20 protein-coding genes are annotated in these 24788 nt (G+C 68.9%); 12 read left to right on the forward strand and 8 right to left on the reverse strand.

What is annotated here, in order from left to right; translation table 11 throughout:
* Nucleotides 1-185 precede the first annotated feature (185 nt).
* Together icmF and C8258_RS16130 are read left to right on the forward strand one after the other, a co-directional pair.
* Nucleotides 186-3455: a fused isobutyryl-CoA mutase/GTPase IcmF gene (icmF, locus tag C8258_RS16125; RefSeq protein ID WP_106955976.1), complete on the forward strand. Its 3270-nt coding sequence runs from the start codon at nucleotides 186-188 to the stop codon at nucleotides 3453-3455.
* A gap of 84 nt (nucleotides 3456-3539) precedes the next feature.
* The gene (locus C8258_RS16130) at nucleotides 3540-4625 is read left to right on the forward strand and encodes an amidohydrolase (RefSeq protein ID WP_036498497.1); all 1086 of its coding nucleotides are present in this window, start codon (nucleotides 3540-3542) and stop codon (nucleotides 4623-4625) included.
* 63 nt (nucleotides 4626-4688) lie between these two features.
* Here C8258_RS16130 and C8258_RS16135 read toward each other — a convergent pair whose 3' ends face one another.
* The gene (locus tag C8258_RS16135) at nucleotides 4689-5018 is read right to left on the reverse strand and encodes a Dabb family protein (protein ID WP_199195725.1); all 330 of its coding nucleotides are present in this window, start codon (nucleotides 5016-5018) and stop codon (nucleotides 4689-4691) included.
* 44 nt (nucleotides 5019-5062) lie between these two features.
* Here C8258_RS16135 and C8258_RS32900 point away from each other — a divergent pair, with 44 nt between their 5' ends.
* Both C8258_RS32900 and C8258_RS16145 read left to right on the forward strand, forming a co-directional pair.
* Nucleotides 5063-5323 carry a TetR/AcrR family transcriptional regulator C-terminal domain-containing protein gene (locus tag C8258_RS32900; RefSeq protein ID WP_233225131.1) on the forward strand — a complete coding sequence of 87 codons (261 nt, stop codon included), beginning with the start codon at nucleotides 5063-5065 and terminating at the stop codon, nucleotides 5321-5323.
* A 95-nt stretch (nucleotides 5324-5418) separates the two neighbouring features.
* The gene (locus C8258_RS16145) at nucleotides 5419-6933 is read left to right on the forward strand and encodes an NAD(P)/FAD-dependent oxidoreductase (protein ID WP_106955880.1); all 1515 of its coding nucleotides are present in this window, start codon (nucleotides 5419-5421) and stop codon (nucleotides 6931-6933) included.
* Here the strand turns inward: C8258_RS16145 and C8258_RS16150 are convergent.
* Genes C8258_RS16150 through C8258_RS16160 form a run of 3 tightly spaced genes read right to left on the reverse strand, consistent with a single transcriptional unit; the run spans nucleotide 6906 to nucleotide 11339 of the window.
* Nucleotides 6906-7679 carry a helical backbone metal receptor gene (locus tag C8258_RS16150; RefSeq protein ID WP_106955977.1) on the reverse strand — a complete coding sequence of 258 codons (774 nt, stop codon included), beginning with the start codon at nucleotides 7677-7679 and terminating at the stop codon, nucleotides 6906-6908. The two genes, C8258_RS16145 and C8258_RS16150, sit on opposite strands and share 28 nt — an antisense overlap.
* Nucleotides 7680-7695: 16 nt before the next feature.
* Complete coding sequence (locus C8258_RS16155; RefSeq protein WP_036498490.1) at nucleotides 7696-8484, reverse strand: SWIM zinc finger family protein; 789 nt, start codon at nucleotides 8482-8484, stop codon at nucleotides 7696-7698.
* A complete protein-coding gene (locus tag C8258_RS16160; protein ID WP_106955881.1) occupies nucleotides 8481-11339 on the reverse strand; it encodes a DEAD/DEAH box helicase in 2859 nt (952 codons plus the stop codon). Before C8258_RS16160 ends, C8258_RS16155 begins: the two co-directional genes overlap by 4 nt.
* A 237-nt stretch (nucleotides 11340-11576) precedes the next feature.
* Between C8258_RS16160 and C8258_RS16165 the strand changes: the two genes are divergently transcribed.
* Nucleotides 11577-12278, forward strand: coding sequence for an HNH endonuclease family protein (locus tag C8258_RS16165; protein ID WP_106955882.1), 702 nt, complete (start codon nucleotides 11577-11579; stop codon nucleotides 12276-12278).
* Nucleotides 12279-12283: 5 nt separating this feature from the next.
* Here the strand turns inward: C8258_RS16165 and C8258_RS16170 are convergent, their stop codons facing one another.
* Entirely contained in the window at nucleotides 12284-12952 is a 669-nt protein-coding gene (locus C8258_RS16170) for a TetR/AcrR family transcriptional regulator (protein ID WP_233225132.1), read from the reverse strand.
* A gap of 218 nt (nucleotides 12953-13170) precedes the next feature.
* Between C8258_RS16170 and C8258_RS16175 the strand changes: the two genes are divergently transcribed.
* Genes C8258_RS16175 through atzF form a run of 5 tightly spaced genes read left to right on the forward strand, consistent with a single transcriptional unit; the run spans nucleotide 13171 to nucleotide 19716 of the window.
* Nucleotides 13171-14694, forward strand: a complete 1524-nt coding sequence (locus tag C8258_RS16175; RefSeq protein WP_106955884.1) for an amino acid permease — start codon at nucleotides 13171-13173, stop codon at nucleotides 14692-14694.
* A 34-nt stretch (nucleotides 14695-14728) separates the two neighbouring features.
* Nucleotides 14729-15478 (forward strand): DUF1989 domain-containing protein, encoded by a 750-nt coding sequence (locus C8258_RS16180; protein ID WP_106955885.1) that lies wholly within the window; start codon nucleotides 14729-14731, stop codon nucleotides 15476-15478.
* Nucleotides 15475-16095 carry an urea amidolyase associated protein UAAP2 gene (locus tag C8258_RS16185; protein WP_106955886.1) on the forward strand — a complete coding sequence of 207 codons (621 nt, stop codon included), beginning with the start codon at nucleotides 15475-15477 and terminating at the stop codon, nucleotides 16093-16095. The genes C8258_RS16180 and C8258_RS16185 overlap by 4 nt, the downstream gene beginning before the upstream one ends.
* Nucleotides 16092-18113: a 5-oxoprolinase/urea amidolyase family protein gene (locus C8258_RS16190; protein WP_106955887.1), complete on the forward strand. Its 2022-nt coding sequence runs from the start codon at nucleotides 16092-16094 to the stop codon at nucleotides 18111-18113. Before C8258_RS16185 ends, C8258_RS16190 begins: the two co-directional genes overlap by 4 nt.
* A gap of 10 nt (nucleotides 18114-18123) precedes the next feature.
* Nucleotides 18124-19716: an allophanate hydrolase gene (gene atzF / locus C8258_RS16195; protein ID WP_106955888.1), complete on the forward strand. Its 1593-nt coding sequence runs from the start codon at nucleotides 18124-18126 to the stop codon at nucleotides 19714-19716.
* Nucleotides 19717-19722: 6 nt separating this feature from the next.
* Here atzF and C8258_RS16200 read toward each other — a convergent pair whose 3' ends face one another.
* The 3 genes from C8258_RS16200 to C8258_RS16210 all read right to left on the reverse strand — a co-directional run bounded on the left by C8258_RS16200 (nucleotide 19723) and on the right by C8258_RS16210 (nucleotide 22471).
* On the reverse strand, nucleotides 19723-20538 hold the full coding sequence (locus C8258_RS16200) for a sulfurtransferase (RefSeq protein WP_106955978.1): 816 nt from the start codon (nucleotides 20536-20538) through the stop codon (nucleotides 19723-19725).
* A 62-nt stretch (nucleotides 20539-20600) separates the two neighbouring features.
* Nucleotides 20601-21755 (reverse strand): benzoate/H(+) symporter BenE family transporter, encoded by a 1155-nt coding sequence (locus C8258_RS16205; RefSeq protein WP_106955979.1) that lies wholly within the window; start codon nucleotides 21753-21755, stop codon nucleotides 20601-20603.
* 143 nt (nucleotides 21756-21898) lie between these two features.
* A complete protein-coding gene (locus C8258_RS16210; RefSeq protein WP_106955889.1) occupies nucleotides 21899-22471 on the reverse strand; it encodes an Lrp/AsnC family transcriptional regulator in 573 nt (190 codons plus the stop codon).
* Between the two features lie 181 nt (nucleotides 22472-22652).
* On the opposite strand from C8258_RS16210, the gene pdhA reads away from it, so the two are divergent.
* Both pdhA and C8258_RS16220 read left to right on the forward strand, forming a co-directional pair.
* On the forward strand, nucleotides 22653-23789 hold the full coding sequence (gene pdhA, locus C8258_RS16215) for a pyruvate dehydrogenase (acetyl-transferring) E1 component subunit alpha (RefSeq protein ID WP_106955980.1): 1137 nt from the start codon (nucleotides 22653-22655) through the stop codon (nucleotides 23787-23789).
* Nucleotides 23786-24766 carry an alpha-ketoacid dehydrogenase subunit beta gene (locus tag C8258_RS16220; RefSeq protein ID WP_106955890.1) on the forward strand — a complete coding sequence of 327 codons (981 nt, stop codon included), beginning with the start codon at nucleotides 23786-23788 and terminating at the stop codon, nucleotides 24764-24766. Before pdhA ends, C8258_RS16220 begins: the two co-directional genes overlap by 4 nt.
* Nucleotides 24767-24788 lie beyond the last annotated feature (22 nt).

A 24788-nucleotide genomic window follows, 5' to 3' on the forward strand; every position in this document is an offset into this window, starting at 1 on the left:
CACGCCGGAGCCGAGGCAGTATGCGGCCATCCTATAGTTGGACATCCAAGTATTGGAAGTCATGTGATTCACGCCACCAATGGCGCCGTGGTCCGCATCACAGTACAGTTGATTTGACGTCCTACTATCGGGACGCCAAGCGTAGGCGCCCGGCGGTCCCGCGCCGGCCTCTGGTGGAGGATTACATGGCCGACCTGCACGTTCCGGTTCATCCCGTACGTTTCGTCACCTCCGCGGCCCTGTTCGACGGCCATGACGCGGCGATCAACATCATGCGGCGCATCCTCCAGTCGCAGGGCGCCGAGGTGATTCATCTCGGCCACAACCGCGCGGTCCACGAGGTGGTCGACGCGGTGCTGACCGAGGACGTGCAGGGTGTAGCCGTCAGTTCGTATCAGGGCGGGCACGTCGAATACTTCGAATATCTGGCGTCCGCGCTGCGCGAAGCCGGGGCGGGGCATGTCGAGATCTTCGGCGGTGGCGGCGGCGTGATCGTCGCGGAGGAGATCGAACGGCTGGCGGCGGCGGGAGTGCGCATCTTCTCCCCCGAGGACGGCCAGCGCCTGGGCCTGCCCGGCATGATCAACGAACTCGTCCGCGCCTGCGACGTGGACCTGTCGACCGAACCGGCCGCGATCGAGGCGGTACTCGCCGGTGAACGATATGCGTTGGCGCGCACCATGACCTGCCTGCAGGCCGATGCGCTGCCCGCCGCGCATCTGGACGAACTGCGGGCCGCGGCCGCCGGCCGGACCGTGCCGGTGCTCGGCATCACCGGAACCGGCGGGTCCGGAAAGTCCTCGCTCACAGACGAACTCGTGCGGCGGTTGCGCACCGATCAGCAGGACAAACTGCGGGTGGCGATTCTCGCCGTGGACCCGACCCGGCGCCGCGGCGGCGGCGCACTGCTGGGTGACCGCATCCGGATGAACTCGCTCGACAGCGAGCACATCTACTTCCGGTCGCTGGCCACCCGCGGCGCGCACGAATTGCCGACCAATATCGACGCGATGATCCTGGCCTGCAAGGCGGCCGGATTCGATCTGGTGATTCTCGAAACGCCGGGTATCGGCCAGGGCGACGCCGCGATCATCGACCACGTCGACATCTCGATGTATGTGATGACGCCGGAGTTCGGCGCCGCCTCGCAGCTGGAGAAGATCGACATGCTCGATTTCGCCGATGTGGTGGCCATCAACAAGTTCGAGCGCCGCGGCGCCGAGGATGCGTTGCGGGACGTCTCGCGCCAGCTCGTGCGCAACCGGGAGGCGTTCGGGTCGGCGCCGGAGGACATGCCGGTATTCGGCACCAGCGCGGCGACATTCAACGACGACGGGGTGACCGCGCTCTACCAGCATCTGGCCGGGCTGCTCGGTGCGCGCGGCCTACCGCTGGAGACCGGCGTGCTGCCGCGGGTCGACACCCGGGCCTCCACCCGCTTCGCGCAGATCATCCCGCCGGGACGAGTGCGGTATCTGGCCGAGATCGCCGAGACCGTCCGCGATTACCATGCCGAGACGCGACGGCAGGTGGCGGCGGCGCAGCGGGTACAGCGCTTCGAGCAGGTGCTGGCGGAACTACCGGCGGGCGCTGCCGACGATTCGGCGGACACGAATACCCCTGCGCCGGAGGATATTTCCGCCGCGCGGCGAACGGTGTCCGCACTACTCGCGCGCGCGAGCGAGGAACTCACCCCGGAATCCGCTGCGCTGCTGCGGGATTGGCCCGCCACCGTGGAGTCGTATCGCGGTGAGGAACAGGTGGTCCGCGTCCGTGACCGCGAAATTCGCACTCCGCTGCGACGAACCACTTTGTCGGACAACTCGATCCCGCGCGTGGCGTTGCCGCGTTTCACCGACCACGGTGAGCTGCTGCGCTTCCTGCGATCGGAGAATCTGCCGGGCCGATTCCCGTACACCGGCGGCGTGTTCGCGTTCAAGCGCGACAACGAGGATCCGGCCCGCATGTTCGCCGGTGAGGGCGATCCGTTCCGCACGAACCGGCGATTCAAGGTGCTCTCCGAACATGCCGAGGCCAAACGCCTCTCGACCGCGTTCGACTCGGTGACGCTCTACGGCCACGATCCGGCCCCGCGCCCCGATATCTACGGAAAGGTCGGCACCTCGGGCGTTTCCATCGCCACCGTCGACGATATGAAGGCCCTCTACGACGGCTTCGACCTCAGCGCGCCGAGCACCTCGGTCTCGATGACCATCAACGGTCCGGCGCCGACGATTCTGGCCTTCTTCCTCAATACCGCGATAGATCAAGCGCTGCAGCGCTTTCGGGAGGACAACGGGCGCGAGCCGAGCGGCGACGAAGCGGCCGGCCTGCGTGCCCGCACCCTCGCCACGGTCCGGGGCACCGTGCAGGCCGATATCCTCAAGGAGGATCAGGGGCAGAACACCTGCATCTTCTCCACCGAATTCAGCCTGCGCATGATGGCCGATATCCAGGAATGGTTCGTCCGCAACGGCGTGCGCAATTTCTACTCGGTGTCGATTTCCGGCTATCACATCGCCGAGGCCGGCGCGAATCCCATCAGTCAGCTGGCGTTCACGCTGGCCAACGGATTCACCTATGTCGAGGCCTATCTGGCGCGCGGCATGGCCATCGACGATTTCGCGCCGAATCTGTCCTTCTTCTTCTCCAACGGCATGGACCCGGAGTATTCGGTGATCGGGCGGGTGGCCCGGCGGATCTGGGCGGTCACCATGCGCGACAAATACGGCGCCGACGATCGCTCGCAGAAGTTGAAGTACCACATCCAGACCTCCGGGCGGTCGCTGCACGCCCAGGAAATGAACTTCAACGACATCCGCACCACCCTGCAGGCCCTGATCGCCATCTACGACAACTGCAACAGCCTGCACACCAATGCCTACGACGAGGCGGTGACCACCCCCACCGAGGAATCGGTGCGGCGCGCCCTGGCAATCCAGTTGATCATCAACAAGGAATGGGGCCTGGCGATGAACGAGAATCCGCTGCAGGGCAGTTTCGTGATCGACGAGCTGACCGATCTGGTGGAGGAGGCGGTGCTCGCCGAATTCGAGCGGATCAGCGAACGCGGCGGGGTGCTGGGCGCGATGGAGACCGGCTATCAGCGCGGGCGCATCCAGGACGAATCGATGCGCTATGAACACCGCAAACACGACGGCACGCTGCCCATCATCGGAGTGAACACGTTCCGCAATCCGAACGGGGAAACCCATCAGGTGCTGGAGCTGGCCCGCGGCACCGAGGCCGAGAAACAATCGCAGCTGCGGCGCACCGAGGAATTCGTCACCGCGCACCGCGAGCCGGCGCAGGCGGCCCTGGCCCGGCTCGAGGCCGCCGCACGCGGCGACGACAATGTCTTCGACGTGCTGATGGACGCGGCGCGGGTATGCACTCTGCAGCAGATCACCGACTGTTTCTTCACCGTCGGCGGGCAATACCGGCGCAATGTGTGACAAGGGTTCGGATGTGGCCCGCCGGTGTGTGCGGGCGTGTGACAATGCCGGAGAGCGGACAGTCGAACGCGACGGAAGGGCGCCATGGACCTCGCCGGTATCAGCGTTGTGGACGCACATATCCATCAATGGGATCCGCTGAACACCCCGCGGGATTTCAGCATGCTGGCGAAGCTGTTCCGGTTCGTGCCGGTGCCGGTCGACAAGGCCGCACGGCTGGCTCCCAAACGGGACCGCGATTTCGTCGGAATTCCCGATGCGTATCTGCGGCCGTATCTGCCCGCGGATTACCGGGAGGATCTGGGTGCGGTGCCGGTGGAGGCGCTGGTGCACATCGAGGTGGAATGGGCGGGGCGGGCACCGGACGCCAAGGCCGACGAGACGCGCTGGGTGGCCAGCCTGCCCTTCGGGGTCGACACTCCGGCCCTGGGCGCGATCATCGGCAGCGGTGATCCGGCGGCGCCCGGATTCGCCGAGCTCATCGACAAGCATCAGTCCGCGTCACCGCTGTTCCGCGGCATCCGCACCATGGTCGCCCATCATCCGGATCCCGGAGTGCGATCGTTCTGCCGGGCCGAGGGCGCGCTGACCGAGTCGGCCTTCCTCGACGGCTTCGCGGTCCTGGCCGAACGTGGGCTGTCGTTCGAGGCGTGGGTCTATTCGCATCAGCTCCCGCAGGTCACCGCCCTGGCCCGGCGCTATCCCGAGGTGACCATCGTGCTCAACCACCTCGGCACGCCGGCCGGGATATTCGGCCCGGTCGGCAAGAACACCGGCACCCAACCGGGCCGGCGCCGCGAACTGTTCGTGCAGTGGCGCGACGATATCGCCACGCTCGCGACACATCCCAATGTGATGGCCAAGGTCAGCGGGCTGGCCATGCCGATCCTCGGCCACCCGGTGCCGGTCCGGGGAATTCCGACCACGGTCTCGGAACTGCTGGACCGCACCGCGCCGCTGCTGCACCACGCCTTCGACGTCTTCGGCGCCCAGCGGCTCATCTGGGGTTCGAATTACCCTGTGGACAAACCGATTACGAGTATCGCCAACGGCGCCCAAGCGGTGATCGACGTCCTGGCCGACCGTGACGGCAGCGCCGAGGAACTCGAGCAGGTCTTCCGCACGAACGCCCAGCGCACCTACGGCATCGACGCGGAACTGCTGGCCTGAGGTCGACGGCACGCCACTTGCACTGTCTCCCAGGCGATTTTGTGCGCGGCGGTGGTGGCGGTCTCAGCCGAAGCGCAGTTCGGGAATCGTCGCCATCAGTTCCTTCCACTCCGGGTACATGGCGAGTTTGCGGTCGTTGACGGCCATGATCTTCGCGCTCAACTCGGGGTCCGGATCGTCGGACACATCGGGGCCGATATGCAGCTTCGCCAGGTGCGGAATGATTTCCGGGTCACCGGCGAGATGGACCGGATCGTGCATGTACCGCTCCAGGGCCGCCAGATCCGCGATGCCGACGGTATAGGCGTGGGTGTACCCGGCCTCCGGGGCGGTGAGCAGCGCCTGGCCGACCGCCGAGAACGAGACCGATTCGACCGACGCGGTCCGGCGCATGGCGCCAGGCGCAGCTAGGTGCGTTCCTACACGGTCAGCACCAGGTGACGAAGGCACCGGCCGCGCGGGGACGCATCGACAAGCGCCAGGCGCAGACCCTGGCCGACCGGTTCGCGCGGCTGGCGCTCTCGGGCGGGCTGCGCCGATGCGATCCCGAACTCGCCGCCGAACATTTCCTCGCGCTCCTGACCGGACCGCTCGAGGCGCGTTCCCGGCTGGGCACCCGCGCCGTGGAACCGGCCGAACTGGACGAGATCGCCGACGCCGCCGCCGATGCCTTTCTGCGGGCCTACGGTCCGGCCTGAGACGACCGGGCGTTGACATCCCGGCCACCGCGCGGTTAATTGGTGGCAGGTGCGGCCAGACAGGTGCCCTGGCCGAGGACGGCACGGGAGCAGTCATGGCCATCGACCACGAAGTGATCATCGTCGGCGCCGGATTTTCCGGTATCGGGGTGGCGATCGCCTTGCGGAAGGCCGGTTTCCGGGACTTCCTGATCGTCGACGACGCCGACGGCGTGGGCGGCACCTGGCATTGGAACACCTATCCCGGCATCACCGTGGACATCCCTTCGTTCAGTTATCAATATTCGTTCGAGCAGAGTTCGCGGTGGTCGCGCATCTACGCACCCGGCCGCGAACTGAAGGACTACGCCGAACACTGCGTGGACAAATACGGGCTGCGACCGCGCATCCGGTTCAGCACCACGATCACCGCCGCGGAATTCGACGAGGACGCCTCGGTGTGGACGCTGCGCACCGGCGACGGGGAAGCCCTGACCGCGCGCTACGTCATCGGCGCGACCGGTGTACTGACCCGGCCGAAGCTACCGGATATCCCTGGCGTGGAATCGTTTTCGGGTCTCACCATGCACACCTCGCGCTGGGACCACGACCGCGACCTGCGCGGCAAGCGCGTGGCGATCATCGGAACCGGGGCGTCGGCCGTGCAGGTCATTCCCTCGATCGCTCCGGATGTCGCCGAGCTGACGGTCTTCCAGCGCACGCCGATCTGGTGCCTGCCGCGGCCGGACACCGCGCTGCCCACACCCGCCCGCTGGGCGCTGCGGTATCTGCCCGGCGGACAAGCGATTTCGCGACTTGCGAGCCAGGCGTTCGTCGAACTGACCTTCCCGCTGTCGGCGCACTACTATTCGAATCTGCCCCTGGCCAAACTCGGCGAGCGCTCCGGACTGGCCCATCTGCGGCGCCAGGTGCACGATCCGGTGGTCCGGGACAAACTCACTCCGCGGTATGCGCTCGGATGTAAACGGCCGGGTTTCTCCAACGATTACCTGCCGACCTTCAACCGCGACGACGTGACGCTGGAAACCGATCCGATCGCCGAGATCACCCCCACCGGCGTGCGCACGGCGGCCGGCACCGAATATCAGGCCGATGTGCTGATTCTCGCGACCGGCTTCAAGGTCATGGAATCGGGCAATATGCCGACCTTCGACATGACCGGGGTCGGCGGCCGTGACCTCGAGAAGTGGTGGGACGAGAACCGCCTGCAGGCCTACGAGGGCGTCAGTGTGCCGGGCTTTCCCAACTTCTTCTCGATCATCGGACCCTACGGATACAACGGCTCGTCGTATTTCACGCTGATCGAGATGCAGACCTCCCACATCCTGCGGTTGCTACGGCATGCGCGCGGCAAGCGCGCCCACCGCATCGAGGTCACCGCGGCGGCCAACGAGCGGTACTTCCGGGAGATGCTGGAACGCCGCGGCGGACAGGTCTTCTGGCAGGACAGCTGCGCGGTCTCGAACAGTTACTACTTCGACAAGCACGGCGATGTGCCGCTGAAACCGATGAGCACCGTCGAAGCAGCCTGGCGCGCAACGCATTTCGATCTGGGCGACTACACCTTCGAACAGGTCCCGGCTCAGCTGCCGACCACGCGGGCCAGCTGAGCGGTCAGCCGCTCGCGCGCCTCGACCAGCGAGGGGCCGTACCAGGTGAGGTCGCGGCCGCTCACCAGGGCGACCGGGATGTCCGGAAACGCCTCCGGACCGTCGGTCGCGGTGAACACGTACGGCTCGTCCGGCAGAACCGCCAGCCGAACGCCGTGCACCAGTTCCGATTCCGTCACCGTGGGATAGCGCTCCGGTCCCGTCGCGTGGACGAGGTTCAGACCGAGGCGACCGGCGAGGTCCGCGGTGAAGGTGTCGCGGCCGACCACCATCCACGGCTTGCGCCAGATCGGGATCACCGCATCGATCGGCGGGGTCGGCGCGGGCTCGGACCAGACCGCGCGGGCCCGGGTCAGCCAGGACGGCACCGCACCGCCCAGGGCGATGCCGAACAGCCGAGTCATCGAGGTGAAGGCCTCGTCGACGGTGCGAATCCGGGTGACCCATACCGGAATTCCCGCCTCCCGCATTCGCTCGACATCGAGGCGGCGATTCTCCTCTTGATTGCACACCACCAGATCCGGCGCCAGTTCGGCGATCCGGCGCAGATTCGGGTTCTTCGTGCCCCGCACCCGTTCCACCGCCAGCTCCGGCGGGTGAGTGCACCAGTCGGTGGCGGCGAGCAGCAACTCCGGGCGGCTCACCGCGATGGCCTCGGTCAGCGACGGGACCAGCGACACCACCCGGCGCACCGGACGCCGCAGCGCCACCGCGGCATCGAGATCGTCGACGGGATCTTCGGGCACCACGCCAGCATATGGGCTAGCCGGAGCTCTCGAGGGCCCGGTAGAGGGCGCGAAGTTCCCGCATACCGGCCTCGGCGACCGATTCGTCCTCACTGGTCATCCGCAACGCCTGCCGCAGGGGAATCGGATCGAGGTCCTCGATCGCCGCACGGAACTGCGGCGCCGGCAGGTCGGGCAGGACCACGTTCTCCCCGTAGATGTCATCGGAGACCGTCGGGCCGCTGTCCTCCTGCACTCCGCGAATGAGGGTGTCGAGGTCGAGGCCGCGCAGGGTCAGCATGATCGCCGGGGACTCGTCGAGGCGTTCGGCCACGATGTAGCACAGCGCGGCGACGTGTTTACAGGGCCAGCCGTCGTCCGGGCAGGTGCAGGAGAAATCGAGTTCGGCGGCGGTATCGGGCAACAACAGCGGGCCGAGCTCCTGCGGCAGGGCGCCGGAGGCGAGCTGGGCGAGCATGCCGGGTGTGCCGCGGACCTGCCCGACCAGCTCCGCCAACCGGTCGTCACGCAACACCCGCAGTGTCAGCACGGAGGTGAACGGCCGCGGTTGACTGCCCTGCACCTCGGCGGCCACCGCGCCGGGCTCGATGTGGTAGTTGACGACCTGTCCGGAGCGGGCGTAGGTGCGCCCCCGGGAGAGCCGGCCGGCGTCGGCGACCTGCTCCACGGCTTCGAGGAAGGCGCGGCCCCACCAGGATCGGGCGAAAGACCCACGGCGGCTTCGAGGTTCGACGCCGCCGCGCACCGGGCGGCGCTTGCCGTAGACGCTGAAATCGGGAACCGGATACTCGGGTGCCGGACTCATTCACCCACCGCCTCGGCGCCGAGCATGAACAGGTCGCGCAATTCGTCGGTACTCAGTTCGGTGATCCAGTTCTCCCCGGTGCCGACGGTGAGATTCGCCAATTCCTGTTTGCCGGTGAGCATATCGTCGATGCGCTCCTCGATGGTGTCGACACAGACCAGTTTGCGCACCTGCACATCGCGGCGCTGGCCGATGCGGAAGGCGCGGTCGGTGGCCTGGTTCTCCACCGCCGGATTCCACCAGCGATCCAGGTGCACCACATGATTGGCGGCGGTGAGATTGAGTCCCGTACCGCCCGCCTTCAGCGACAACACCATGATCGGCGGCCCGTCGGCGTCGGCGAAGCGCTCCACCATCCCGTCGCGGCGCTTCTTGGCGACGCCGCCGTGCAGGAACGGGATCGCGGTGCCGAACCGCTCGCTCAGATACGGGGTGATCAGATCACCGAATTCGCGGAACTGGGTGAACAGCAGTGCCCGCTCCCCCTCGGCCAGTACCGATTCGAGCACATCCTCGACCAGGGCCAGCTTGCCGGAGCGGTGGCGTCCCCGCCGCAGCAGCGCCGACCCGTCGCCGAGGAAGTGCGCGGGATGGTTGCACACCTGTTTGAGCCGGGTGAGCGCGGCCAGGACCGCACCCCGGCGAGCCATGTTCACCGCGCCGGAACCGGTGGCGCGCGAGGCCTTCAGCTGCGCGAGCATATCGTCGACGACCGCTTGGTACAGCGCGGCCTGTTCGACGGTGAGGTTGGCGCGCACCGTCATCTCGAACTTCTCCGGCAGATCCGAGATGACCGAGGGATCGGTTTTCACCCGGCGCAGGACGAACGGCGCGGTGACGGCGCGCAGGCGGCTGACCGCGTTCTCGTCGTGTTCGCGTTCGATCGGCACCGCGAAGCGCGCGTGAAATTCCGACGGCTTGCCCAGCACGTTCGGCGCCGCGAAATCGAGGATCGACCGCAGTTCCTCGAGCCTGTTCTCCACCGGAGTTCCGGTCAGCGCCAGCCGATGCCGGGCCGGGATCGCGCGGGCGGCGCGGGCCTGGCGGGTGGCGGCGTTCTTGATGTGCTGCGCCTCGTCGAGAACGACGCGTTCCCAGGGCTGGCGCTTCAATTCCTCCACGTCGCGCGCCAGTAGCGCGTAGGTGGTCAGCACCAGATCGGAATCGGCCACAGCCGCATCGAATTCCGCGCCGGAGCGGCGCGACGAACCGTGATGGACCAGCACCCGCAATCCCGGGGCGAAGCGCTCGGTTTCGCGCTGCCAGTTGCCCACCACCGACATCGGGCACACCAGCAGGGTCGGCCCCGGAACGGAATCCGTTGCGGCGCTTTCGTTCTCGTGCAGCAGCAACGCGAGCACCTGCACCGTCTTGCCGAGGCCCATATCGTCGGCGAGGATGGCGCCGCAACCGAGACGGTTCATCATCGCGAGCCACGACAGGCCGCGCAGCTGGTAGGGACGCAGCTGGGCCTTCAGGCCGGCGGGCGGGTCGACCGGGTCGCCGGAGTGGACACCGTCGAACAGTTCCCGGACCCAGCCGGTCGCGGTGACCTCCTCGATCGGAACCTGGCGCACCTGGGTGGCCGCGATCTCGCCGAGCAGCTGCGTCAGCGTCGCCGGACGTTCGTCGACCTTGCCCTCCAGATAGGCGGCGGCCGCGGCCAGGCTGCGCTGGTCGGCCTGCACCCAGTGGCCGCGCAACCGCACCAGATCCGATTTGGCCTGGATCAGCCGGCCCATCTCCGCCGGTGTGAGGACGGTATCCCCCAGGGCCAGTTCCCAGCGATAGGAGACCAATCCGCTGAGTCCGACGGCGGTGTCGGTGGCGGCCGGGGACTGTACCCGCAACCGCATACTCGGCGAGACGATGCGCCACGCCCGGGGCAGCATCAGATGCACGCCCGCCGAACGCAATTCGTGCGCACCGTGGGCGACCAGCTCCTGCACGACCGACGTCGGGAGCAGGAAATCCATCCCGTACGGGTCGCGCGGGACCTGCTGCAGCCGCGGGTAGGCCTGGACCGCGGCGGCCACCTTCTCCCCGGCGAGCCGGATCAGTGCCGGGTCTCCCTGGATCGGAACCGGTTGCGGCGCTTCGCCTTCCGACCGGAGGCAGACTTCCAGCCGCCACAGGGCGTCGACCCCCTGCGGATCGTCGTCGGGATCGTCGTCCGGTTCGAGCAGGCGCAGGACCAGTTCCGGCTCGCCGACGGTGAGACTCGCGCGCCACTCGTCGAGCACCGAGGCCACCCGATGCGATCCCGATTCCAGCGGGACCTCCGCGACCAGCGCGGCCGTCAGCGGATGCGACGGTTCCCGGACGCTCAGCTCGAGCCGGACGAGCGGGTCGGCGAGTTCGGTGACGAAGTCCTCGAGGATCGAGGCCGCGGACCGGGCATCCGGCACCCGCAGCGCGGGCGGCATCGCGGCCGCCAGTTCGGCCAGCCAAGCCCGCTGCCGCTGCCCGCCCACCAGCCGCCACCGCACCCACCACTCGCCGTCGGCGCGATGCAGTTCGGGCACGATGCGCCCGGCTCGCACCCACCGCCGCAGTCCGCGGGCCACATGGGCGAGAAAACGCAGATCCGCCGCCACCGCCGTCTCCGGCAGGGCTTGGGTGAGCACCCGGGCGGCCACCTCCGGCGCCAAGGCATGCCCGCGCACCTCGACCACTTCCGGTCCGGCTTCCCCGGGCACCAGTACCCGCACCCGGTGCCGGAATCGCGCCGACCGCGCGATCGCCCCCAGCGGATCGGGCAGTTCGCCGAATGCCTCCTCCTCCGGTCGTGCCACCGACTCGGGCAGGCGCCACAGCACCAACCCCGACCCCGGCGACCACAAACCGTGCAGCATGCCTTACATCCAATCAGCCGCCACCGACACGCCAGGTCGTGGCCGGTGGCGGGGTGTGACCGCGCGCGGGTCCACACAGCGGCAGGGCGATGCGCGTGCACCCGGTGTTGTCGTGGCCGACGCGACGGAGGCGGTCACGCGGCTGCAGTGTCATCCGATCCGGGCGTATCGCACGAACGCACCCCGTGCAGGTCCTTCGGCACCGAAGTTGTCGGGCGCGGCAGGTAGATCTGGGGTATGCGGTGGGGACGTCGGGCGGGGTGGGCAGCGGTGGTTGTCGTGGTCATGGCTATGACGGGGTGTGGGATCGTCGGCGGGCCCGACCCCGCGCCGGGGAGTCCGAGCCGGGCTCGGATCGAGCAGTTGCTGGGCGCGGTGGCCGTGGTGGCGCGACGGCCGCATCCGGGCGGGTACGACCGGGACTGCGGGGCGGGGCACGGATGTGTGTTCGGGCCGGCGTGGTCGGACGATCAGGACGGGCCGGGTGGGCACGACGGATGCGATTCGCGCAACGGCGTGCTGGCCCGGCAGTTGCGCGAGGTGAGATTCCGGCCGGGTACCCGCGACTGCGTGGTTCTCGCGGGCACATTGCGAGATCCGTACACCGGCCGCTCGATCACCTTCGACAAGGCGCGGGCCCGGGAGGTGCAGATCGACCACGTCTACCCACTGGCCGCCGCCTGGGATATGGGTGCGGCGGCCTGGTCGCCCGAACAGCGGGCGCGCTTCGCCAACGACATCGAATTCAACCTGCTGGCCGTCGACGGCCCGGCCAATATGGACAAAGGCGATCGCACACCCGCGGACTGGCTGCCACCCGCCGGGGCCTATCACTGCTTCTACGCCGGAAAGTACCTCACCACCGCGGCGCAGTACCGGCTGCCGATCACCGCAGCCGACCACACCGCACTGGCTCGGATCGCCGGGCGATGTCCCTGAGGCGGCTATTCGCCCGCGTCGAGTCGCCGGAGTAGCCGCTCGGCGGCAGCGCGCAGCACGGCCGGGTCGTCGGTGACGCCCAGCAGGCGCAGCGCGGCGTCGGGGATGGTGGTTTCCGCGTAATCGGGTGCGGCGCCCTCGTCGGAGCGAATGTTGATGACCGTCTCCACCATTCGGAAAGGCAGCACGTGGGCTCCGGGGACGCCGGTGGACGCGGTCTCGATCGCCGCCGCCGCGAGCTCCTCGTAGTGGCGGCGCAACCGGGCGCGGCGGCTCCGGAAGTCGGCGAATCGGTCGCTGCGCAGTTCGGGCAGCAGATACAGGGCACCGAGATTCCACTTGGCGGCGCACAGCTGGCGCACGTCGGCGCGGGCCAGGGCGTACAACCGGACCGCCGCCGGCTCGGGTTCGGCACGCAACCGCTCGGCCAATTCCAGTGCGCCGGTGATCGTTTCGGCGAGCAACGCGTCCAGGATGTCGTCCTTGGCGGCGAAGTGGTGGTAGAGCGAGGCCTGCCGGATACCCACCGCATCGGCGATACCGCGGGTGGATGTGCTGCCGTAGCCGTTGGCCGTGAACAATTCCGCTGCGGCGTCGAGGATTTCGGCGCGCGGCGTCCGCCCGCGACGGCTGCGCTGATCGACGCGAGGACGGCCCGGCCCCAGGTGTGTCACCGCCTCATCCTGCCACCGTCCCCGCCCCGCGGACCGGCACAGGGCCGCGCACCGCATCCCACCTGCGGTTGTGAAATATCTGTCACTCGACAGAAATACCCGCAACGCAGACGTTACGCGGGTTACCGCAAGCGATACACAGCCGTCACCGAAAGCGCGATCCGGCCCGCAAAACTGTCACCTGATAGATATTGGCCGCCACGCCGAAGGACCGCCCCATGGCCATTGCACTCGATCCACCCTCCCAATCCCCGACCGGTGACAGCGCCGATCTCGAACGCTTCGGATATCAGCCGGTACTGCATCGCAAACTCGGCCGCTACGCCTCGTTCGCCGCGGGATTCTCCTTCGTCTCGATCCTCACCACCATCTTCCAATTCTTCGGATTCGGTTACGGATTCGGCGGGGGCGCGTTCTTCTGGACCTGGCCGATCGTGTTCGCCGGCCAGTTCCTCGTCGCGCTGAATTTCGCGGAACTCGCCGCGCGCTATCCCATTTCGGGCTGCATCTACCAGTGGTCACGCCGGCTCGCGGGTGAGGTGGTGGGCTGGTTCGCGGGCTGGATGATGATCATCGCGCAGATCGTCACCGCCGCCGCGGCCGCCATCGCGCTGCAGGTCGTGCTGCCCTCTATCTGGAGCGGTTTCCAGCTGGTCGGCACCGATACCGCGCTCACCTCCACCGACGGGGCGGCGAACGCCGTTCTGCTGGGCAGTGTGCTGCTGGTGATCACCACGGTGATCAATGTGATCGGCATCGATCTGATGGCTCGGATCAATTCGATCGGCGTCACCGTCGAGATCGTGGGCGTGCTCGCCGTCATCGCTCTGTTCTTCACCCATACCGAACGCGGCGCCGATGTGGTGCTGCAGACCGACCAGGCGGCGCCCGGCCCGTACTGGGCGGCGTTCCTGGTCTCCGGTTTGATGGCCGCCTATGTGATGGTCGGATTCGATTCCGCCGGAGAGCTTTCCGAGGAGACGAAGAATCCGCGCCGGGTCGCGCCGCGCACCATCCTGCTGGCGCTCGCCGCCTCCGCCCTCGGCGGCGGCCTGCTCCTGCTGGGTGCCTTGATGGCCGCACCCAGCATCAGCGACGGCCACCTGGCCACCGAGGGACTGGCCTACGTGATCACCGCCAAACTCGACAGTCCGGCCGGCACCGTGCTGCTGTGCTGTGTCGCGGTGGCGATCACGGTGTGCACCTTGGCCATTCAGACCGCGGGTTCGCGACTGATCTTCTCGATGGCCCGCGATGGCCGTCTGCCGTTCGCGTCGCGGCTGGCCGCCGTGCATCCGCGCTTCGGCACCCCGATCCTGCCCGCGGTGATCATCGGCGTGCTGGCCGTGGCGCTGCTGGTGGTGAACCTCGGCAACGCCGCGCTGTTCGCGACGCTGGCCAGCGTGTGCATCGTGACGCTGTACGTGGCGTATCTGCTGGTCACCGTCCCGCTGCTGATCCGGCGGCTGCGCGGGCTGCCCGCCGCCGAACCCGGCCTGTTCTCGCTGGGCCGCTACGGCATCGCGGTGAACATCGCGGCGGTGGTGTGGGGCATCGCGATGGCGGTGAATCTGGCCTGGCCGCGCGCGGAGGTGTACACGCCGGCCGGCGGCGGCTGGTGGATGCTCTGGGCCGCACCGCTGTTCCTGCTCCTGACCGTCGCGGTGGGCGCGGTGGTGCACCGCATCGTCACCCCCCGCGTCGCGGCCGCCGAAGCCCGGCCCGCACCGCAACCCGCCTGAGCGACATTCCCATCCGACTCTGCGAGGAGACATCATGTCCACAACCGCCTCCACCGTCGGGGCCCGCGACCACGCGCGAGCGCAAGCCGCGGCCGCGACCGTCGCCGGTCCCGATCTGCCCGAGGGCCTCGATCCGGCGAAAGTCACCTTCGCCCAACGTGTTCCGGGCAACGGCTACACCACCGCGGTACTCGCCCGCGGTACCCGGCTCCGGCTGGCCGATCCGGACGGCGCGGCCGGCGCCCACCTGCTGCTCCTGCGGGCCGAGGCGCCGTGGGAACGGTTGAACGTCGCCGACACCATCAAGGTGCCGTGGCAGGCCTATCCGGGCCCGGGCCATCCGCTGCTGTCGGATCAGGGGCGCGTGCTCGCCACGATCGTCGCCGACACGTCCGGCCACCACGACACGCTGTGCGGACCGACACCTCGGGTACGACAGGCACTGCGGGTCGCGGGCGCGAAACACGGTCTCACACCGCGCGATATCGGCCCGTCCGTCGCGCTGTTCCGCGGGGTGCGCGTCGGCGCGGACGGCGCCCTCACCGCCACCGGCAGCGCCGGTCCGGGCCGCTCGGTCGAACTGCTGATCCACCTGCCGCTGACCGTGCTCGTCGCCAACGGCACCCATCCACTCGACGACCGGCCCGCCACGGCACTGGACGTCGTCGCCTGGCGCGGCACCGCGGAGCCGAACGACGCCGGCACCGAGCCGGAATATCGCCGGGCCGTGGAGAACACCGAACAGGCCTGGCTGGCCGCACACGATCCGGAGGCGATCGCATGACCACCGTTACCGAACGCACCGTCGTCCTGGACGAGACCGTGGCCGCCTGCGCACCGTGGTCGACCGTGGTCCGGGCGGGTCAGCAGTGGCAGATCATCGACCTGAACGGCAACCAGGCGGTGGACTGCCTGCTCTATTCGGCCGCCGATCACGCCGACCGCTACAGCGCCCAGGCGACCGTCGCCGCCCAGCGCAACATCTTCCTGACCACCGGCAGCGTGCTCCGTGCCGAATCGGGGACGGCACTGATGACCGTGGTCGCCGACGAGGTCGGCAATCACGACACCATCGCCGGCGCGTGCTCGCAGGAATCCAACACCCTGCGCTACGGCCACCACACCCGCCATCAGCACGCCTGCGTGGAGAACTTCCTCACCGAGGCGTTGCGCTGGGGCCTGGGCAAACGCGATCTGGTCTCGAACATCAACTGGTTCATGAACGTTCCGGTCGAGGCCGACGGGACCCTCGGCATCGTCGACGGGCTCTCCGCGCCGGGTAAGTCGGTGACGTTGCGTGCCGAGATCGACACCCTCGTCCTGATCTCCAACTGCCCGCAGATCAACAACCCCTGCAACGGATTCGATCCGACGCCGGTACGGATGGTGGTGACGCAATGACGGCGGCGACCGCGATCGACACCAGTACAACGACTCTGGATTCCGACGCCACGGACATCGAGGTGGCGCGGCCGGGAATGCTGACCACCGTGCAGGATTGGCCGGGTCGCGTCGGCTACTGGCACGTCGGCGTCCCGCCGTCGGGACCGATGGACGATCTGTCGTTCCGACTCGGCAATCGGGCGCTGGGCAACGACGAGGGGGCGGCCGGACTCGAATGCACCCTCGCCGGGCCCGCGCTGCGATTCCGCACCGCGACCCGAGTGTGCGTGACCGGTGCGCCCGCGACGGTGACCGTCGACGGCGAGCGCGTACACCAGTGGCGCACCGTCGAGGTACCCGCGGGCGGCACGCTGGATGTCGGCGCCGTGCAGGGACCGGGTATGCGGACCTATGTGTTGTTCGAGGGCGGCCTCGACCTGCCCGAATACCTCGGCAGCACGGCCACTTTCACACTCGGCAGATTCGGCGGCGGCACCGGTGCCGCTCTTCGCGCCGGCGACCGGTTACCCCTGGGCGAGCCGACCGGCACAATCGGGTCCGGGGTGCCGATGGCCGAGCAGCCGGTGCTGACGCGCCGATGGGAACTCGCGGTCACCGAGGGCCCGCACGGCGCGCCGGAATTCTTCACCCGGGCCGATATCGACACCATCCTCGGCACCGACTACGAGGTGCACTTCAATTCCGATCGGACCGGGGTGCGGCTGATCGGGCCGAAACCGCACTGGGCGCGCAGCGACGGCGGCGAGGCCGGACTGCACCCCTCGAACATCCACGACACCGCCTATTCGATCGGCGCCCTGGACTTCACCGGTGATACACCGATCCTGCTGGGTCCGGACGGCCCCAGCCTCGGCGGATTCGTCTGTCCCGTCACGGTTGTCGCCGCGGAGCGCTGGAAACTCGGGCAGCTCTGTCCCGGTGACACCGTCCGCTTCGTCCCGGTGCGCGCCGAGCGCGCCGCCTCGGTCCGCGCCCTGGGCCCGGCCCGGCGAGCCGACTGGCCGATCGTGCTGTCCGACGGCGGTGACGGCGACGACGGCATCCTGGCCCGCGCCGAAGCCGACGACACCACCACCGTCACCTATCGCCGCGCCGGCGACGACGGCGTCCTCGTCGAATACGGTGATATGACGCTGGACCTCGCATTGCGCGCCCGCGTCCACGCCCTGCACCGGCATCTGCTCGAATACGCCGAGCCGGCGATCACCGAGCTGACACCCGGAATCCGTTCGCTCCAGGTGCGTTTCGATCCGGACCGGCTGGCCACGCCGAAACTGTTGCGACTGCTGCGCGAGGCCGAATCCGCCCTGCCCCCGGCCACGGAACTGGTGGTGCCGAGCCGGACGGTGCACCTGCCGCTGTCCTGGGACGATCCGGCCACGCGCGAGGCCATCACCCGCTACATGCACGGCGTGCGGGCCGATGCGCCGTGGTGCCCCTGGAATATCGAGTTCATTCGCCGGATGAACGGATTGTCCACGGTGGCAGATGTTTTCGATACGGTCTTCGCCGCCGAGTACCTCGTGCTCGGCCTCGGCGACGTGTACCTCGGCGCACCGGTCGCGACCCCGACCGATCCGCGCCATCGCCTGGTCACCACCAAATACAATCCGGCCCGCACCTGGACGCCGGAGAACGCGGTCGGCATCGGCGGCGCCTACCTGTGCATCTACGGCATGGAGGGTCCGGGCGGATACCAGTTCGTCGGCCGGACCACACAGGTGTGGAACCACCGCTCCACCGGCGATGCCGAGGATCCCTGGCTGCTGCGGTATTTCGATCGCATCCGCTGGTATCCGGTGTCCGCGGAGGAACTGCTCGACCTGCGCGCCGACTTCGCTCGCGGTCGCGGGGCACTGCGCGCGGAGGAAGGCGAATTCCGGCTCGCCGAATATCGCGATTTCCTGTCCGCCAACGCCGAATCCATCGCCGACTTCCGCGCCGTGCAGTCGGAAGCGTTTGCCGCCGAGCGTGATTCGTGGCAGGCGGCGGGCGAATTGCACGAACGAGGATGAGGAGTCCGATATGAGCATCTGGATTCATCGATCCGAAGACCCGGGTCCGCACGCCACCGGTCCGCTGGCGGGTCTGCGGGTGGCCGTCAAGGACAACGTCGATGTCGCGGGCCTGCCGACGACCGCCGGTTGCCCGGACTACGCCTACCTACCCGACCGCGACGCGCCCGCGGTCGCGGCCCTGCGCGCCGCGGGTGTGGTCGTGGTCGGCAAGACCAATATGGATCAGTTCGCGACCGGTCTGGTCGGCACCCGCTCGCCGTACGGTCCCGTCTCGGACTCGCGCCGTCCCGAATTCATCTCGGGCGGTTCGAGTTCCGGTTCGGCGGTGGCCGTCGCGACCGGTGCGGCCGATATCGCCATCGGCACCGATACCGCGGGTTCCGGGCGCGTACCGGCGGCGCTGCAGGGCATCGTCGGCATCAAACCGACCGTGGGAGTCGTCTCCACCGAGGGAGTCGTCCCGGCCTGCCGTTCCTATGATTGCGTGACGATCTTCGCCGCCGACCCGGCGCGCGCCGATCAGGCGATGGGGGTGATGGCCGCCGGTGCGCCCGCACGCGCCTGGCCCGCCGATACCCGGCTGGCGGCGCCGCCGCGCCCGACCGTCGCGATCTTCGCCGAACTGCCGGAACTGGATCCGGTGTGGCGGGCGGCGTTCGACCGGACCGTCACCGCGCTCCGCCGGCGCGGGGCGACCATCGTGGAGATCGACCCGGCGCCGTTCCTGGCCGCGGCCCGGCTGCTCTACGACGGGGCGCTGGTCGCCGAAAGGTACGCCGCGGTAGGTGAATTCATCGAGACACATCCGGATGCGGTCGATCCGACCGTCGCGAGCATCGTCCGCGCCGCCCGCGGGATTCCGGCGCATCGGCTGGTCGCCGACCACGCCGAGCTCGAGCGCTTGCGCGCGCTCGCGATGGACAGCCTGGGCGGGGCCGATGCCCTGCTCGCGCCGACCGCCCCGATGCATCCGACCATCGCGCAGGTCGAGGCGGATCCGATCGGGGTCAACTCCCGCATGGGCACCTACACGAACTTTTGCAATCTGTTCGATCTGTGCGCCGTGGCCGTGCCCGCCGGGATGGCGGGCGAATCCTGTTTCGGTGTCACGGTTTTCGCGCGGCCGTTCGAGGATGCGGTGGCCTTGGACATCGCCGTGTCGATCACCGGCGATGCGGAGATCACGCGGCCGTGGCCGCTGGCGGTCGCGCCGGTGTGTGAGCTGATCGTGTTCGGGGCGCATCTGCGGGGCCAGCCGTTGGAACACCAGTTGCATGCGCTCGGCGCGCGGTGGGCTGGGCCCGTCCGCACGGCCGCGGCCTATCGCCTCGCCGCCCTGGACACCACGCCGCCGAAGCCCGCGGTGACCCGCTGCGAGGGTGGTGTGTCGGTCGCGGGTGAACGCTGGTTGCTCTCCCCCGCTGCCCTCGGCCGCTTCCTCGCCGCACTGCCGGCGCCGATGCAACTGGGCGCCGTCGAACTCGATGACGGCACCTGGCATACCGCGTTCGGATGTGACGGGACCGCCGCCGCCGACGGGAAGGACATCAGCGAATACGGTGACTGGCGCGCGGCCCTCGCAGCGGGGGCCGTGGGCTGATTCGCGTCAATCCAGCGCCGTGGCGACCGGACGCTCCGGATCCGACGACCACTGCGACCACGAACCCGGATACAGCGCCGCCGACACTCCCACGACCGACAGCGCCGCGATCTGGTGGGCGGCGGTCACCCCGGAACCGCAGTAGACCGCCACCGGGCCGGAACCGAGATCGGAGAACCGCGCCCGCAACTGGTCCGGGGTCTTGAAAGTGCCCTCGGGCGTGAGGTTTTCCGCGGTCGGCACGCTCACCGCGCCCGGGATGTGCCCGGCGCGCGGGTCGATCGGCTCGACCTGTCCGCGGTAGCGTTCCCCGGCTCGCGCGTCCAGCAGCGCGCCCCGCCAGCCCGCGACCTCGTCGGCTTCCACCACCGGCATATTGCCGGGCGTGAGCACCACGTCGCCGGGCTTCGGATCGGGTTCGGTGCCGACGGCCAGATCGCCGCCGCCCCGCTCCCACGCGGGCAGGCCGCCGTCGAGAATGCGCACGTCGCGCACGCCCGCCCAGCGCAGCAGCCACCACGCCCGCGCCGCGGCCATCCCGCCGGTGGCGTCGTAGACGACCGTCGGCTCCCCGCTGCACAGCCCCCAGCTGCGGGCGCATTTCTGCAGGTGGGTGAGGGTCGGCAACGGGTGGCGGCCGTGTGTCGGGGACGGCGGCGCGGCCAGCTCGGTCTCGAGATCGACGAAGATCGCGCCGGGAATGTGGCCGGCGAGATAGTGCTGGGGCCCGTCGGGATCGCCCAGCGCCCATCGCACATCCAGCAGATGCACCCGGCTCCCGCTGTCCGCCAGCGATTTCCGGAGTTCTTCGGGGGAGATCAGTACCGCGGTCAAGCCCGGCTCCTCAGTCAACAGATGTACCCGTGACGCGAACAGGTGTCAGCCTACGACACCGGCGCGTCCCGGCGGGTCAGCATCCATCGCACGACCAGGCCCGCGACCACCGCCCAGAACGCCGCGCCGATGCCGAACACCGCTATCCCGGAGGCCGAGACCAGAAACGTCACCGTGGCCGCGACACGATGTTCGGCGACCCCGAGCGCCGCGGTGAGCGCGGCGGCGAAGGTGCCGAGGAGGGCAAGTCCGGCAACGGTTTCCAGCACACCGGCGGGTGCGGCGGCGGCGAGCGCGACCAGCGCCGCGGCGGCCGGAGCCAGCACGAGGTAGCACCCGCCGGCGGCCATGGTGGCCGCCCAGCGCCGGCGCGGGTCGGGGTGGGCCGACGGCGCGGCCGCCAATGCCGCGCTGATCGCGGCCAGGTTGATCGCATGCCCGCCCGCCGGGGCACCCACGATGGTCCCGAGCCCGGTGACCGTCATCGATGCCCGCCACGGCACCCGATATCCGAACGAGCTCATGACCGCCACGCCGGGGATGTTCTGCGCGGCCATCGTGACCACATACAGCGGAATCGCGATGCCGATGATCGCCTGCCAACTCCAGTGCGGCACAGTGATTTCCAGCTTCGGCACCAGATCGCCGGCCGGAATCGAGCGATGTCCGGCGACCATCGCGATCGCCGCCCCGGCCACCGCGGTGACGAAGGCGCCGGGCACCGCCCACCGCTGCGCGTACCGCTGCAGCACCACCCACACCACCAGCACCGGCGCCACCACCGCCGCGCTCGAGGTGGTCAGCGCCCGCAGCGGCGCCAGGCACAGCGGCAGCAGTACACCGGCGAGCATGGCCTGCGCGATCTCGACCGGGATCGCGGTGATCAGCCGGCCCAGCCGTGACCAGCATCCGGTGAGGACGATCAATACCCCGGTGATCACGAACGCTCCCACCGCCGCGGGCCAGCCACCGGTCACCGCGCCGGCGCCGGCCAGCAGCGCCGCACCCGGAGTGGACCAGGCGAGGGTGATCGGCATGCGGTAGCGCCGGCTCAGGATCCACATGCCCACCGCCTGCGTCACACAGACCGCCAGCAGACCCGAGGCGGCCTGTGCCGGGGTCGCGCCGACGGCGGTGAGCCCGGCCAGCACGACCGCGAACGAACTGGTGAAACCGACCAGCGCGGCGATGATCCCGGCGCTCATCGCCTGTCCGGTACCGCCGGGCCCATGCTCGCTCTCGACCGCCGCCTGGATGCCTGTCTGTGCCTCGGCGATGTCGGGCGGATGGGATGCGGAATCGGCGGTGGCAGTCACCGAGCTATCTTCGCGGGCGGCTGGCCCTGCCGTCAGCGGCCAGTACGCCGGAACTGGACCGAATTCTCCCCGGTGTCCTGTCGTCCCGCGTCCTGTCGTGGCGCTGCCGACTCGTCGGCTCCGGCCAGCCGCTGCAGCAGCGGCGCGGTGCGCGGCCCGACCAATTGCTGCATCACCAGGGCCATATTGGTGCGCTGCACACCCGCGATCTTCAGAATCGCGCCGGTGATCCGGTACAGATCGTCGGCGTCGCGCGCGACCACACGAACCGTCAGATCCGTCTGCCCCGTCGTGCCGCACACCTCGGTGACCTCGGGTATCTCGGCGAGTTCGGCCACCACGTCGGCGAGCCGATGCTGATCGACCACCACCGCGACGAAGGCCGCCAGCCGGTAACCGAGGGCGCGCGGGTCCACGCGCCGCTCGAATCCGGCCAGCACACCGGCGGCCTCCCACCGGGCCAGCCGGGCCTGCACGGTATTGCGAGACAGCCCCAGTCGCGTGGCCAGTTCCACCCCGGTGGCACGAGGGTTGGCAACCAGTTCCAGCAGCAGCCGGGCGTCGGTGGCGTCGATTGTCGCGGGAGCGGGTTCACCACTGGGCATGTAACGCAGTATGACAGTCCTCACCCCCTCCACATCGAGCATTCTGCGCAGTCCGCGTGTTGACACTTGCGCATTGCGCGCAATCGTGGATGCTGTGAGGTACAGCACACAGCTGGCGAAAATGCAGTCCGCCGGATCGCGAGGGACGGAAGACCCCGTCGTACGCGGCAACGAGGAGGTGATGGCTGTGCACAACACGACCACGCACAACACCACAACCGGGTACGACACCGGGACGAACCCCTATCCCGTACAACTGGTCCAGCCCGACGGGCGCCGTGTTCTCGACCGCGAGCACGCGGCCCTGATCGCGGATATCGGTCCGGCCGAACTGCGCGAACTCTACGAGGACCTGGTCGTCACCCGCCGCATCGACGTCGAGGCGACCGCACTGCAGCGGCAGGGCCAGCTCGGCCTGTGGGCGCCGCTGCTCGGCCAGGAGGCGTCGCAGATCGGCTCGGCGCGCGCCCTGCACGACGACGATTACGTCTTCTGCAGCTACCGCGAGGCAGGTGTCGCCTACTGCCGTGGCGTGGATCCCACCCTCATCACCCGGCTGTGGCGGGGCGTGGCGCATTCGTGCTGGGATCCGGACGAGATCAACATGACCAATCCGGCCATCGTCGTCGGCTCGCAGGGCCTGCACGCCACCGGTTACGCCTACGCCGCGCATCTGGAAGGCGCGGAGATCGCGGTGCTGACCTACTTCGGTGACGGCGCCAGCAGTCAGGGCGATATCGCCGAAGCGCTCGGCTTCGCCGCCTCCTGGAGTGCGCCGGTGGTGTTCTTCTGCCAGAACAACCACTGGGCGATCAGCGAACCGGTGCAGCTGCAGAGCCAGACGCCGATCGTCCGGCGCGCCTACGGATACGGCATCCCGGGTGTGCAGGTCGACGGTAACGACGTGCTGGCCGTCCTGGCGGTGACCCGCCAGGCCGTCGCCCGTGCCCGCGCCGGTGGCGGGCCGTCGTTCATCGAGGCGATCACCTATCGGATGGGCCCGCACACCACCGCCGACGATCCCACCCGCTACCGCTCGGCCGCGGAAACCGAACTGTGGCAGCGCCGTGACCCGATCGACCGCATGCGACGGCTCCTCGAACGAGAAGGACTGTGGGACAGCGACTTCGAGCGCCAGGTCACCGCGCGCGCCGACACGGTCGCCGCCGCGGTCCGCACCGCGACCATCGACATGCCCGATCCGGATCCGATGCAGCTGTTCGACCACGTCTACACCACCGCGCATCCGCTGATCGCCGCCGAGCGCGACGAATACGCCGGGTACCTGGCGGGTTTCGAGGAAGGAGTACGGGCATGATCACCACCTTCGCGAACGCGCTGAACACGGGGATGCGCCGGGCCCTGGAGGACGATCCGAAGGTCGTGCTGATGGGTGAGGACATCGGGCGGCTCGGCGGTGTGTTCCGGGTGACCGACACGCTGCAGAAGGACTTCGGGAACAACCGCGTAATCGACACGCCGCTGGCCGAATCCGGCATCATCGGAACCGCTTTCGGCATGGCGCTGCGCGGCTTCCGGCCGGTGTGCGAGATCCAGTTCGACGGATTCGTCTACCCGGCCTTCGACCAGATCGTTTCGCAGGTCGCCAAGATTCACTACCGCACACAGGGCAAGGTCCGCGCGCCGATCACCATCCGGATTCCATTCGGCGGGGGAATCGGTTCGGTCGAACATCATTCGGAGTCGCCGGAGGCGTATTTCGCGCACACCGCCGGACTGCGCGTAGTCTCGCCGAGTACGCCCGAGGATGCGTATCGGCTGTTGCGCCAAGCTATTTCGTGCGACGACCCGGTCGTCTTCTTCGAGCCCAAGCGGCGTTACTGGGACAAGGCCGATCTGGATTTCACCGCCCTGGACGCGGATCCACTCCCCCTGGACCGGGCGCGCATCCGCCGTTCCGGCCGCGACGCCACGATCGTCGCCTACGGCGGCATGGTCGCCACCGCGCTGACGGCGGCCGAAATCGCGGCCGGAGAGGGGCATTCACTCGAGGTGATCGACCTGCGCAGCCTGTCGCCGATCGATTTCGACACGATCGAGGAATCGGTGCGCCGCACCGGCCGGCTGATCGTCACACACGAGGCGCCGGTCTTCGCGGGGCTCGGCGCCGAGATCGCCGCCCGCATCGCCGAACGGTGTTTCTACTATCTCGAGGCGCCGATCCTGCGCGTCGGTGGCTTCGACATCCCGTATCCCCCGGCTAAGCTCGAACGGCACCACATGCCAGACCCCGATCGCATTCTCGACGCGGTCGATCGAACGTTCGCCGCTTGACAACTGTTCGGACAGAGGTGCC

Source organism: Nocardia sp. MDA0666 (genome assembly GCF_003023875.1).
Lineage (GTDB): Bacteria > Actinomycetota > Actinomycetes > Mycobacteriales > Mycobacteriaceae > Nocardia > Nocardia aobensis.